Source organism: Mesorhizobium qingshengii (genome assembly GCF_900103325.1).
In the GTDB taxonomy this organism is placed as follows: domain Bacteria; phylum Pseudomonadota; class Alphaproteobacteria; order Rhizobiales; family Rhizobiaceae; genus Mesorhizobium; species Mesorhizobium qingshengii.
Genome location: NZ_FMXM01000006.1, coordinates 190,964 through 204,451, shown reverse-complemented (window position 1 = coordinate 204,451; position 13,488 = coordinate 190,964). Strand labels below are relative to the sequence as shown.

General features: G+C 63.5%; 9 protein-coding genes. 5 read left to right on the top strand and 4 right to left on the bottom strand.

Going from position 1 to position 13,488, the window contains the following annotated elements; translation table 11 throughout:
- The first annotated feature begins 42 nt into the window (after nucleotides 1-42).
- Complete coding sequence (gene hisN, locus BLS48_RS12105) at nucleotides 43-816, top strand: histidinol-phosphatase (RefSeq protein ID WP_091578072.1); 774 nt, start codon at nucleotides 43-45, stop codon at nucleotides 814-816.
- Between the two features lie 77 nt (nucleotides 817-893).
- The gene (locus BLS48_RS12100; protein ID WP_091577862.1) at nucleotides 894-1,406 is read left to right on the top strand and encodes a DUF1579 domain-containing protein; all 513 of its coding nucleotides are present in this window, start codon (nucleotides 894-896) and stop codon (nucleotides 1,404-1,406) included.
- A gap of 33 nt (nucleotides 1,407-1,439) precedes the next feature.
- Here BLS48_RS12100 and BLS48_RS12095 read toward each other — a convergent pair whose 3' ends face one another.
- On the bottom strand, nucleotides 1,440-2,417 hold the full coding sequence (locus BLS48_RS12095) for an alpha/beta fold hydrolase (RefSeq protein ID WP_091577861.1): 978 nt from the start codon (nucleotides 2,415-2,417) through the stop codon (nucleotides 1,440-1,442).
- Between the two features lie 480 nt (nucleotides 2,418-2,897).
- Here BLS48_RS12095 and BLS48_RS12090 point away from each other — a divergent pair, with 480 nt between their 5' ends.
- On the top strand, nucleotides 2,898-3,365 hold the full coding sequence (locus BLS48_RS12090; RefSeq protein ID WP_091578071.1) for an Hsp20 family protein: 468 nt from the start codon (nucleotides 2,898-2,900) through the stop codon (nucleotides 3,363-3,365).
- Nucleotides 3,366-3,415: 50 nt separating this feature from the next.
- Here the strand turns inward: BLS48_RS12090 and BLS48_RS12085 are convergent, their stop codons facing one another.
- Nucleotides 3,416-4,321, bottom strand: coding sequence for an MBL fold metallo-hydrolase (locus BLS48_RS12085; protein WP_091577859.1), 906 nt, complete (start codon nucleotides 4,319-4,321; stop codon nucleotides 3,416-3,418).
- Between the two features lie 9 nt (nucleotides 4,322-4,330).
- Entirely contained in the window at nucleotides 4,331-5,380 is a 1,050-nt protein-coding gene (locus tag BLS48_RS12080; RefSeq protein WP_091577858.1) for a threonine aldolase family protein, read from the bottom strand.
- A gap of 471 nt (nucleotides 5,381-5,851) precedes the next feature.
- Here BLS48_RS12080 and gltB point away from each other — a divergent pair, with 471 nt between their 5' ends.
- Nucleotides 5,852-10,588 (top strand): glutamate synthase large subunit, encoded by a 4,737-nt coding sequence (gene gltB, locus BLS48_RS12075; RefSeq protein ID WP_091578069.1) that lies wholly within the window; start codon nucleotides 5,852-5,854, stop codon nucleotides 10,586-10,588.
- A gap of 144 nt (nucleotides 10,589-10,732) precedes the next feature.
- Nucleotides 10,733-12,187 carry a glutamate synthase subunit beta gene (locus tag BLS48_RS12070; RefSeq protein WP_091577856.1) on the top strand — a complete coding sequence of 485 codons (1,455 nt, stop codon included), beginning with the start codon at nucleotides 10,733-10,735 and terminating at the stop codon, nucleotides 12,185-12,187.
- 80 nt (nucleotides 12,188-12,267) lie between these two features.
- On the opposite strand, the gene BLS48_RS12065 is transcribed toward BLS48_RS12070, so the two are convergent.
- Nucleotides 12,268-13,488, bottom strand: coding sequence for an SGNH/GDSL hydrolase family protein (locus tag BLS48_RS12065; protein ID WP_091577854.1), 1,221 nt, complete (start codon nucleotides 13,486-13,488; stop codon nucleotides 12,268-12,270).

The window sequence follows — 13,488 nt, the reverse complement described above, 5'->3', positions numbered from 1 at the left end:
GGCAGAGCATGGCTTGGCCATGCTGCAATGCGGGAGAATCAGTTGGACATCAGCATCGATTTCATGCGTCGCATTGCGCAGGCGGCAGCGGCGGAAACCTTGCCGCGTTTTCGCAGCCAGGGCGCGGTCGCCAACAAGGAAAAGGGCAGTTTCGATCCGGTCACCGAAGCCGACCGCGAGGCCGAACGCGCCATCCGGGCGCTGATATCGGCGGAGTATCCAGACCATGGCATCCTCGGCGAGGAGCATGGCAGCGAGAATACCACCAGCAGGAATGTCTGGGTGATCGATCCGATCGACGGCACGCGCGCCTTCATCTCCGGCCTGCCGGTGTGGGGGACGCTGGTCGGGCTGACAGTCGATGGCGACGCGGTCGCCGGCATGATGTCGCAGCCCTTCACCGGCGAGCTCTTCTACGCCAATGCCTCGGGCTCGCACTATGAGGGACCGGGCGGCCCACGCAAGCTGACAACTCGCAAGACGACGAAGCTTGCCGATGCGACGTTCTTCACCACGACGCCGGCGCTCTACAAGGGCGAGGCGCGCAAGCGCTACGATCAGTTCGAAAAGCAGGTCCAGCTCGCCCGCTACGGCACCGATTGCTATGCCTTCGCCATGGTCGCGTCAGGAAGCGTCGACATTGTCGCCGATCCCGGATTGAAGCCTTACGACATCGTGGCGCTGATACCGATCATCGAGAAGGCGGGCGGCGTCGTCACCACCTTCGACGGCGGGCCGGCGGAAAAGGGTGGCGACGTGCTGGCGGCGGCGACGCCGGAGCTGCATGCGGCCGCCATGGCGGCCTTGCGCGGTTGAGACCGGGCAATCCTCCTGACAGACAGGTGTCAGTATCCTTCCGCTATAGAAGGATCTCACCAGAGGGAGGACTACACATGCCGACGCAAGCAACAGCCCGAAGCGCCAATGACATTGCGGCGGACGGACGCGGCGATTTCGATTTCTTCTTCGGCAACTGGGACGTCAGCCATCGAAGGCTGCAAAGGCGCCTGGCGGGCGACAGCCATTGGGACGTTTTTGGCGGCACATGCGAGGTGCGTCCGCTGCTTGGCGGGCTCGGCAATGTCGACGACAATGTGATCGAGCTGCCGGGCGGCGCCTATCGTGCGGCCACGGTGCGAACCTTCGATCCGGCGACGAGGCAATGGTCGATCTGGTGGCTCGACGGTCGCAATCCTCTGACCATCGACGTGCCGATGCGCGGCACGTTCACCGACGGCGTCGGTACCTTCCTGTGCGAGGATGTCTTCGACAACAGGCCGATCCGGGTTCGCTTCCTCTGGTCGGGGATCACGCGCGATACGGCGCGCTGGGAGCAGGCCTTCTCAGCCGATGGCGGCGCGAGCTGGGAGACCAACTGGATAATGGACTTCGCCCGCCGGGGATGAGTCGGCGAACCGACGGTACCTTGTGCTCCTGGATCAGAGCGTCGGGTCGTCGCTGCCTGGAATGAAGGCGTCGAAGGCAGCCAGCAGCTGCTCACGGTAAATATCGGCTTCCTGCAGGATCTCGTGGCGCGCGCCGTCGATCATCAGCAGTGAGCCGAGCCGCAGATGCCGGGCGTAGGCCTCCACGGCCTTGGTCGAGACGACCTGGTCGGCGCCGGCGGCAATTATCAGCAGGGGAACCTGAATCCTGGCCATGAAGTCGGGGTCGCTGACGGCCTCGGATGCCTTCGCGGCCGCCTGCAGCCAGCGGATCGTCGGGCCGCCAAGCGCCAGTTGCGGATACTCTTCGTAGATCCGCGTGTTGCGTCGATAGCGCACGGGATCGGACGTCAGCTTGTTGGTGTCGAAAGGGGCCGTCACCTTCGGCCGCGGACCCCAGGCGGCATAGAGCCGGCCAAGGCCGAGCGCGCAGAACAGTGAACAGACGCGGCGAACCGTCCTGATCGAAACCGGCAGATCGGGCAAGGTGAAGAACGGCGCGATCAGCACCATGCGCCGCACGCGGTTCACCATCGACGGCGCGGCAAGCAGCGTGATCAATGCACCGGCCGAATGGGCGAGGATATAATACGGTCCACGGCAGTCAGGCAGCACGATCTCCTCGAAGAACTGCTCCAGATCCGCGGTGTAGTCGCGGAAGCTTCTGACATAGCCGCGCTGGCGGTCGCGAACCAGCCGGGAGGAATCGCCCTGGCCGCGCCAGTCGAGGGTGGCGACGCCAAAGCCGCGATCGGCAAGGTTGCGGATGGTTTCGAAATATTTCTCGATGCACTCGTTGCGGCCGGACAGGACGACCACGGTGCCCTTCAACGGGCGCGCGACCGCTGCAAACAGGCCGTAGCGGATCTTCTTTCCGTCACGAGTGGTGAAGAAGCCGCCAGTGGCGTTTTTCGGTCGCGGATTGCCCTCGATTTCGTGAAAAAGGGGGATGTCGTGGACAAGATCCGTCATTCGGCGCTTCGTGCTTGGCGTCTGGCGTGCCGCCGGTGCTGGCTGGCTCCGACAAGGTGATAGACGCCCATGCGCCAAAAGCAAAGGAATTCCGGGTGACGGGGCCCTGCAACGGGAAGGCCGGAAGCCGCTTCACGCGTGCCTCCGGCCCCTGTCGATCCGGGAGGAAGGGACGTTAACACCCGGTTCGGCCTCGTCGCGGCGCCTGCCTTGTGAAATCCGGCGCCGCCTGTCCTTGATCCTGGGGACATCCTAGCGCCGGCAGTCTGAACGGACGCAGAAGCGGCGGTTCATCTGCCGTTCATCGAGCACGTCGCCGGTCGTTTCTTTGCGAGCAGGCGAAATCTTGAAATGCTTTCGAGCGCTCCCCAAATGTTGGATGCGGTCGCCAATGTCGGGGCCGCTGGTCCATCCGAAACGCCGATCGTGGGTTTCGCAGCGGCCATACGCAAACCATGTTGCTCAACAGGAGAACACCTCATGCGTCACGTTGATTTTTCCCCGCTTTATCGTTCGACCGTCGGCTTCGACCGTCTGTTCACCATGCTCGATTCGCTCGCGCAGCCTGACGGCGCGCAGACTTATCCACCCTACAACATCGAGCGCACCGGCGAGGATTCCTACCGGATCTCAATGGCGGTTGCCGGCTTCTCGGACGACGAAATCTCGATCGAAGCCCACCGCAACGTGCTGACCGTGAAAGGCGAGCGCAAGGACGAGGGCACAGGTGAAGGTTCCGAGCTGCTCTATCGCGGCATTGCCTCCAGGGCCTTCGAGCGCCGCTTCCAGCTTGCCGACCATGTCGACGTCGTCGGCGCCACACTGAAGAACGGCCTGCTCTTCGTCGACCTCAAGCGCAACATTCCCGAAGAGCTGAAGCCGCGCAAGATCGCGATCAGCTCGGCTCCGTCCAAGGCCAAGCAGATCGAGGCTAAGACCGCTGCTTAATGCTCAAGTCTCCTCCCGAGACGGAAGCGGCGCCGAAAGGCGCCGCTTTTTTATTGGCCGGTGGCGATAACGGCTTCGACGTTTTGCCGGTGAACGGCTTCGTATGGCGCGAAATACTCCACCGCACCGGTGGCGAACATGTCGGCGCCGAACGTTCTCAGATCCTGCCTTGCCAGATCAGGCTCGCGCCGGCAGGCAAGCAGCTTGCCGACATAGGCTTGCGTCGCTGCAATGAAGCTTGTGTCGTAGCCGCCCGTCGCGATTGCTTCCAGGGAGCCGTGGTTGGGCAGGATTCGGTTTATTTTCCAGCCGGCCATGCGTTCGAGATCGATCAAATGTTCGGCCAGCCGCTCCGGTTCGGCAACATAGGTGATCGGGTCCTCCAGCGTGTCGCCCGCCAGCAGCAGACCGGTGTCGGGCATGAGCAGTACACTGCCGTCATGGCTGTGGATTTCGACCTGATGAAGCTCCACGGCCACCGACCCAACCATAAGGCTGAGCTTGCCGGCATAGGTCCTGTTGGGCAGCACGAGCGGCATGATCGGCGGATTGCCACCTTCTATCTCAGCGCGGTTGCGCGCCAGAGCCGAGACGGTGAGATCATTGGCGATCATCTCGCAATCCTGGAACACCTCGTTGCCGGCAATATGGTCGTCATGCCAGTGGCTGAGGACGACGCGGATCGAGGTTACCCCCATGGCTTCGAGCGTCCGCCGGATGAAGCGGGCATGGGGCAGCGAAATATGCGTGTCATAGACAAGCGCCTGCGACCCGTCGACGATCGCATAGGTGCAGATGCCCAGCGCATAGGCGCCGTCGTCGAGCCAGTTCGGCGCATCCGACCAGGCACGAGTTCCGTCGATGCGGCCATCGTAGAAGCCAAGAACGTTTGGCGCCGGACGGACCAGCCGCATGGTTGAGCCGAGAGGCGGTCTGGTCGTCTGTTTGCTCGCCATTCCGGGAACTCAGGCGATCAACTGGCCAAAGCGGTCGACCTCATCGGCCGTCGTGGCAAAGCTGGTGACGAAGCGATAAAGCGCCTCGTTCTCGCCTATGTGGCCGTCGAAACCATGCGGCTTGTGCCAGTCGTAGAAGGCAGCGCCCGCGGCCTGCAGCTTTTCAGCTTCGGCTTTCTTCATCACCGCGAACACCTCATTCGCCTGCGGCAGCCATGCCAGCTTCGCCGAGGCCGAGTCCTCGATCGCCGCCGCAAGGCGGGCGGCCATGGCGTTGGCATGCCTGGCTGTTTCGAGCCACAGCCCATCCTGAAAATAGGCTTCGAACTGCGCCGCGACGAAGCGCGATTTCGAAAACAGCTGGGCGGCACGCTTACGCAGGAAGGCCAGTTCCCTGGCACGACCGAGATCGAACAGCACGATTGCTTCCGCGCACCAGCAGCCATTCTTGGTGCCGCCGAAGGACAGGATGTCGACGCCGCGTTTCCATGTCATTTCGGCCGGCGTCGTGTCGAGCGCGACCAGCGCGTTGGCAAAGCGGGCGCCGTCCATGTGCAGCGGCACGGAATGCCTTTTGGCGATCGCTGAAATCGTCTCGATCTCATCCAGGCCGTAGATGGTGCCGACCTCCGTCGATTGCGTGATCGAAACGGCCATCGGTCGCCCCCAATGGACGATTTCGGGCGCGAAGCGGCCAATGGCCCTTTCCAGATTGTGCGGGTCAATCTTGCCCAGCGCGCCGTCGACGGCATGCAGCCGCGAGCCGCCGGAAAAATACTCCGGCGCGCCGCATTCGTCTTCGATGACATGCGATTCGCGGTGGGCGAAGGAAATACCGCCGGGCTTGTTGAAGGTGGTCAGAGACAGTGAGTTGGCGGCTGTACCGGTCGCTACGAAGAACACCGCGACCTCGCGTTCGAAAATCTCGCTGAAGCGCCGGTAGACGGCCTGGTCGAGTGCACCGTCGCCATAGGCGGTGGAAAAGCCGGCGGCATTGGCCGACAGGCCGGCTGCGATGTTGGGATGGGCGCCTGCCCAATTGTCGGAAGCGAAGAACATGCATCTGCCTGTGTTGGGGAAAGTCGCTGTGACCTTGGCCGGTTTCATGGCTTCCTCGCAAGGGCCAGGCGCCAGAAAACCATTAAAGCCAGCCAATCTGGCGGGCGGAGGCCAGCGACCGAAGCTTACGTTTCTGCCCAGATCCACGTAATTTTCTGTCGTCGCCGGCCCAAGTTTTTTGTGAATCGGTCTTGTGTGCGTCCAGGATTTCTGTCATAAAAATTTAGGACAGTAGTGCTGTCTTATTTTGTCGCACAAAACTGGCTGGATTGGCGTATCATTTGGGCCTCTCCGGCTATTGCCGCGAGCGACAGGTGGACGGCCCCAATCTGGCCTGTACGAATACGAGCCATGCGGAAAGCGGCCTGGTTCGGCAAGGATTTCGCAAGACGTGCCGCAAGGATCAAGGGTGAGCCAAGCGCTTGCCGAGGCAAACCAGCGCCCGAAGGGCTGGGAACGGAGGACAGGACGATGACGGACATGACGCTCTCTGCGACGAACGGCCCGGCCGCGCAGACGAAAGCGGCAACCGTCAAAAATACCTTCCGATCCAATATTGGCCGAACCACCACCGGTTTTTCCGCCCAAGGCCTCTATGACCCGCGCAACGAGCATGACGCCTGCGGCGTCGGCTTCATCGTCAACATGAAGGGCGTGAAGTCGCATCAGATCGTCAAGGACGGGCTTGCCGTGCTTGAAAACCTGACGCATCGCGGCGCCGTCGGCGCCGATCCGCTGGTCGGCGATGGCGCCGGCGTGCTTGTGCAGCTTCCAGACCGTTTCTTCCGTGAGCAGATGGCGGCCCAGGGCATCGAACTGCCGCCGGTGGGTCAGTACGGCGTCGGACACTGGTTCATGCCGCAGGACGCAGCACTGCGTGGCCATATCGAGGACATCATTGCCGAGTCGGCGCAGTCCGAGGGGCTTCCGCTCATCGGTTTCCGTGACGTGCCCGTCGACAATTCCTCCCTGTCGAAGGCTCCGGACATCGCCGCGTCCGAGCCGTTCCATCGGCAGATCTTCATCGGCCGCACAGCCGACATCACCGACGACGAGGAATACGAGGCCAGGCTCTATCTGCTGCGCAAGGTCATATCGGGCCGCATCTACGCCGAGAATGACAACAAGGACATCGGTGCCTACTGCGTGTCGCTGTCGGCGCGCACCATTGTCTACAAGGGCATGTTCCTGGCCTATCAGGTCGGCGCCTATTACAAGGACCTGACCGATCCGCGTTTTGAGACCGCGCTGATTCTCGTCCACCAGCGTTTCTCGACCAACACCTTCCCGTCGTGGAAGCTGGCGCATCCCTATCGCATGGTCGCGCACAATGGCGAGATCAACACCGTGCGCGGCAACAACAACTGGATGGCGGCGCGCCAGGCGTCGGTCGATTCCGAGCTATTCGGCAACAACATCTCGAAGCTTTGGCCGATTTCCTATGACGGCCAGTCCGACACCGCATGCTTCGACAACGCGCTCGAGTTCCTGTTCCAGGGTGGGTACAAGCTAAGCCACGCCATGATGATGCTGATCCCGGAAGCCTGGGCCGGCAACAAGCTCATGGATGCCGACCGCAAAGCTTTCTACGAATACCATGCCGCGCTGATGGAGCCGTGGGACGGCCCGGCGGCGGTCGTCTTCACCGATGGTCGCCAGATCGGCGCAACGCTCGACCGCAACGGACTGCGCCCGGCGCGCTACATCGTCACCGACGATGACCGCGTCATCATGGCCTCGGAGGCCGGCGTGCTGCCGGTGCCGGAGGAGAGGATCGTCAAGAAGTGGCGGCTGCAGCCTGGCCGCATGCTTTTGATCGACCTTGAGAAGGGGCGCATCGTCTCCGACGAGGAGCTCAAGTCGGAGATCGCGACCAAGCATCCCTACAAGACCTGGCTCGCCAACACGCAGCTGATCCTGGAAGACCTGAAGCCGGTCGAGCCGCGCGCACTGCGCAAGGATGTCAGCCTGCTCGACCGTCAGCAGGCGTTCGGCTACACCCAGGAAGACACCAAGCTTTTGATGTCGCCGATGGCGACCACCGGTCAGGAAGCGGTCGGCTCGATGGGCACCGACACGCCGATCTCGGCCATGTCGGACAAGTCGAAGCTGCTCTACACCTATTTCAAGCAGAACTTCGCCCAGGTCACCAACCCGCCGATCGATCCGATCCGCGAGGAACTGGTGATGAGCCTGGTCTCCTTCATCGGACCACGTCCCAACATCTTCGACCTGGTCGGCAATTCGCGCCGCAAGCGGCTCGAAGTGCGCCAGCCGATCCTGACCAATGGCGATCTCGAGAAGATCCGTTCCATCGGCCACACCGAGGACCGTTTCGACACCAAGACGATCGACATCACCTATGCCTCGAATGAAGGGGCCGCGGGCATGCAGGGCGCCATCGACCGCTTGTGCGAGCGAGCGGAGGCGGCGGTCGCCGGCGGCTACAACATCATCATCCTGTCCGACCGCCAGGTCGGGCCGGACCGTATCGCCATACCGGCGCTGCTGGCGACGGCCGCGGTCCATCATCACCTGATCCGCAAGGGCCTGCGCACCTCTGTCGGCCTTGTCGTGGAATCCGGCGAGCCGCGCGAAGTGCATCATTTCTGCTGCCTTGCCGGCTACGGTGCCGAGGCGATCAATCCCTATCTCGCCTTCGACACGCTCACCGACATGCACAAGCGTGGCGAGTTGCCGGCGGAAGTCGACGCCTACGAGGTCGTCTCCCGCTACATCAAATCGATCGGCAAGGGCATCCTCAAGGTGATGTCCAAGATGGGCATTTCGACCTACCAGTCCTATTGCGGTGCGCAGATCTTCGACGCCATCGGGCTGAAGTCGGATTTCGTGCAGAAGTATTTCACCGGCACCGCCACGCTGATCGAGGGCGTCGGACTGGACGAGATCGCGGCCGAGACGCTCAGCCGCCACACCGACGGCTTCGGCAACGATCCGGTGCTGCGCAACAGCCTCGAAGTCGGCGGCGAATACATGTTCCGCATGCGTGGCGAGGCGCACATATGGTCGCCCGACGCGGTCGCCACCTTGCAGCATGCCGTGCGGCAGGGATCGTGGGAGACGTTCAAGGACTATTCCGCCCAGATCGACAGCGAGACGGCGCGGGCCCAGACCATTCGCGGCCTGTTCAGGATCAAGCTCGCGGACGAGACTGGCCGCAAGAAGGTCGCGCTCGACGAGGTGATGCCGGCGGCTGACATCGTCAAGCGGTTTTCGACCGGAGCGATGTCCTTCGGCTCGATCTCGCGGGAGGCGCACACCACGTTGGCGCGCGCCATGAACGCCATCGGCGGCAAGTCCAACACCGGCGAGGGCGGCGAAGAGGCCGACCGTTATTTGCCGCTGCCTGGCGGTGGCAAGAATCCCGAACGTTCGGCGATCAAGCAGGTCGCCTCGGGTCGGTTCGGCGTGACGGCGGAGTATCTCGTCAACTCCGACATGATGCAGATCAAGGTGGCGCAGGGCGCCAAGCCCGGCGAGGGCGGCCAGTTGCCCGGCCACAAGGTCGACGCCACCATCGCCAAGGTCCGGCATTCGACCCCGGGCGTCGGCCTGATCTCGCCGCCGCCGCATCATGACATCTATTCAATCGAGGATCTGGCACAGCTGATCTATGATCTGAAGAACGTCAATCCGGCAGCCGATGTCTCGGTCAAGCTTGTGTCGGAAGTCGGCGTCGGCACGGTCGCGGCAGGCGTCGCCAAGGCGCGCGCCGACCATATCACCATCTCGGGCTATGATGGCGGCACTGGAGCCTCGCCGCTGACCTCGCTCAAGCACGCCGGCAGCCCGTGGGAAATGGGCCTAGCCGAGACGCACCAGACGCTGGTGCTGAACGGCCTGCGGTCGCGCGTCGCGCTGCAGGTCGATGGCGGGTTGCGCACTGGCCGCGACGTCATCATCGGCGCGTTGCTCGGCGCCGACGAGTTCGGCTTCTCGACCGCGCCGCTGATCGCGGCCGGCTGCATCATGATGCGCAAGTGCCATCTCAACACCTGTCCGGTCGGCGTCGCGACGCAGGATCCGGTGCTGCGCAAGCGCTTCAAGGGCACGCCCGAACACGTCATCAACTTCTTCTTCTATGTGGCGGAAGAGGTGAGGGCGCTGCTGGCCGAGATGGGCTACACCCATATCGACCAGATCATCGGCGATACCGACCTTCTGGAAAAGCGCGACCTGATCGTGCACTGGAAGGCGCGCGGGCTCGACTTCAGCAAGATGTTCTTCAAGCCGGATGCGCCGCATGAAGCCGTGCACTGGACCGAACGCCAGAAGCATCCGATCGACGACGTGCTCGACCGCAAGCTGATCGAACTGGCAAAGCCGGCGCTCGAGAGCAAGCAGCCGGTCAGCATCGAGGTCGACATCCGCAATGTCGACCGTTCGACGGGCGCCATGCTGTCGGGCGAAGTGGCCAAGCGCTTCAAGCACAAGGGCCTCCGCGAGGACACGATCCAGGTGAAGCTGACCGGCACCGCCGGCCAGTCCTTCGGTGCCTTCCTGGCACGCGGCATCTCATTCGACCTCGTCGGCGCCGGCAATGACTATGTCGGCAAGGGCCTGTCAGGCGGACGCATCGTCATCCGGCCACCGCAAGAGGCCAAGATCGTCGCGGCGGAATCCATCATCGTCGGCAATACGGTGCTCTATGGCGCGACCGAGGGCGAGGCCTATTTCGCGGGTGTCGCCGGCGAGCGTTTCGCGGTGCGCAATTCGGGCGTGGCCGCCGTCGTCGAAGGTGTCGGCGATCATGGCTGCGAGTACATGACCGGCGGCATCGTCGTCGTCATCGGCCAGACCGGCCGCAACTTCGCCGCCGGCATGTCTGGTGGCGTCGCCTACGTGCTCGACGAGGCGGGCGATTTCGCCGAACGCTGCAACATGGCGATGGTCGAACTGGAACCGGTGCCGGAAGAAGACGACCTGATGGAAAGATTGCTGCATCATGGCGGCGACCTCGACCACAAGGGTCGCGTCGACGTATCGGGCGACATGACCAGCCATGACGAGGAGCGGCTCTACCAGCTCATCTCCAACCATGTGCACTACACCGGCTCGGTGCGCGGTCGTGAGATCCTCGACGACTGGGCGACGTTCCGGCCCAAATTCCGCAAGATCATGCCGGTCGAATACCGACGTGCGCTGATCGAGATGGAACGCATGCGCATGGGCGTGGCGGCCGAATAGACTTTTGGAATTGCCGGGAAGCCCAGGTTTCCCGGCCCCAACTTTCAACGACAGTTTGACCTCGTGCGGAAGGTTGCCATGGCTGCCTCAAGAGGTTAACGGGTGCGGCGAAAACCGCACCATCTGGACAGCAGGAACTGGACTATGGGCAAGGTAACAGGCTTTCTCGAAATCGACCGGCAGGTGCACAAGTACCAGCCGGCCTCCGACCGCATCCGGCATTTCCGTGAGTTCACGCTGCCGATGTCGGACAAGGAGGTCGAGAAACAGGCCGCGCGCTGCATGGATTGCGGCATTCCGTTCTGCCACGGGCCGACGGGCTGCCCGATCCACAACCAGATCCCCGACTGGAACGACCTCGTCTACAATGGCGACTGGGACAACGCGATCCGCAACCTGCATTCGACCAACAACTTCCCGGAATTCACCGGCCGCATCTGCCCCGCACCCTGCGAGGAAGCCTGCACGTTGAACCTCGAGGACATTCCCGTCGCCATCAAGACGGTGGAGCAGGCGATCGCCGACAAGGCCTACGAGATCGGCCACATCAGGCCCTATCCGCCGGAAAGGAAGACCGGCAAGCGTGTCGCCATCATCGGCTCGGGTCCAGCCGGCATGGCTGCCGCCCAACAGCTTGGCCGCGCCGGCCATGATGTTCATGTCTACGAGCGCGAGAGCCGGCCCGGCGGGCTGATGCGCTACGGCATCCCCGACTTCAAGATCGAGAAGCACTATATCGACCGGCGCATCGAGCAGATGCAAGGTGAAGGCGTGACCTTCCACTGCGACGTCAATGTCGGTGTCGACAAGCCCGTTGCCGAACTGCTGGCCGAACATGATGCCGTGTTGTACTGCGGCGGTTCCGAGACCCCACGCGCGGCCGGCATTCCGGGCGATGATCTCGGCGGCGTGCATGACGCCATGCCCTATCTGGTGCAGCAGAACAGGCGCGTCGGCGGCGAGCCGATCCAGTCGGTGGCATGGCCGTCGCATCCAATCATTGCCGGTGGCCAGCATGTCGTCGTCGTTGGCGGTGGCGATACCGCGTCCGACTGTGTCGGCACAGCTTTCCGCCAGGGTGCGGTGCGCGTCACTCAGCTCGATATCCGCCCGCAGCCGCCGGAGAAGGAAGACAAGCTTTCGGTCTGGCCCTACTGGGCGACCAAGATGCGCACCTCGTCCTCGCAAGCGGAAGGGGCGGAGCGCGAATTCCAGGTGGCGACGCTCGAGTTCATTGGCGAAGAAGGCCAACTGACCGGCGTCAAATGCTGCGAGGTCGACGACAAGCGCAAGCCGATCCCCGGCACCGAATTCGTCATCCGTGCCGATCTCGCCTTCATCGCCATCGGCTTTGCCGGGCCGGTCGCCGCCGGAGTGGTGTCGGAACTGGACGGGCAGATGAAGATCGCCACCGACAGCCGCCGTTCGCGCAACGTCGAGGCCAATGATCGCGACTACAGGACCAGCGTCGACAGGCTCTACGCAGCGGGAGACGTGCGTCGTGGCCAGTCGCTGGTCGTCTGGGCGATCCGCGAGGGCCGCCAGGCGGCGCGTTCGATCGACGAGGCGCTGATGGGTTCGAGCGTCCTACCCCGCTGAGCCCGTTGGAGACTCTGCTCCCGCGGTCACATGACTGCAGGGGGCGAGTTTCGAAACCGCCTCCGAGGGGTCCGCAGTTCCTAAGGACTGACCGCCGTCGTCGTGTCAGCGGCGGCGGTGGCCGCCGGATTTGCCTTGGGCGGCCACGAGAAGTCGTCGGCGCGGCCGGGCGAAGCCTGCGATGCCTTGCCCTCGACCACCAGTTTTTCGCCGGGCAGGTTCGGATTGGCCTTTGCCGGCGGTGCCGCGCCCAGCAATTCGGAACCGCCGTCGAGCGCCGGATCGCTGAGCAGCATTGGCGCGGTGCGGTCGATGACGATGGGCGCCGCGGCAGGCGCCGGCGCCTCGACGGGAGCGCCCGCCGGAGCGGCCGTGACCGGGCTTCCCGGCGCGGTCAGGCCCAGGATCTTCAACAGCGGTTTTTCAGTGTAGAAGGCGAGCTTGCGCTTGCCGGCCTTCGACACGTTGATGCCGTCATCGGCGCGCAGCCGCACGGGCTGGCCGTTCATGTCGGGGCCGCTGGTGACGAAGGCGCCGTTCTCGTCGACGAACCCATCCCAGACGTCGACGAATTCGCCGCCATGGGCTTCGGCCGCCTGACGGTAGATGTCGTTGAAGGCCAGCATGTCGGAGGTCATCTTCGGCACCCGGAACGCCGGCATGCCGACCCACAGGAAAGGCACCTTGGCCTCCGCAATGGCTTTGCCGAGCGCGTCGGTTCGGTGCTCATACTCCTTGGTCCAGTTCTCGGACCGAGGCTGTTCACGCACGTCGCCTACCTTCATTTGCTGGCGATCGTTGGATCCCAGCATGACGACCACGGCGGCGGGCTTTTCAGTCTCGATCAGCGACTTGATCTGTTCGGGCCAGTTGTAGAAATCGTCGCGCACGAAGCCGGACGAGCCATTGGAGCGAGCGACGATCCTGATGCCGGCGTTTTCGCCAAAGGCGGTGTCGAGGCCTTCGGCAAGGCCGGCTGCCATGAAGTCGCCGACCACCAGGACGGTGCGGGCATCAGGCGCCTTCTCGACGATCGGCGTCTCTGGCTCGGCCGGCGCACGCGGGACGCGGGGCTTGCGCGGCTTTGGCTTCGCCTTCTGGAGGTCGAGCGGCGGCTCGATCCGCTCGCTGCGGCGCGGAAACAAGAGATCGCGCAACGACCAGCCACGGCTTTGCTGCTGTTCCTGCGCCACGGCCGGGCTGTGGAGAGCCGCCGCAACACCGACGGTGAGCAGGACGACGGCCAGAATCAGCACCGGCACGCGACGAACAAGTCTTGCGATGCGCGCAGCCGAAGCCAA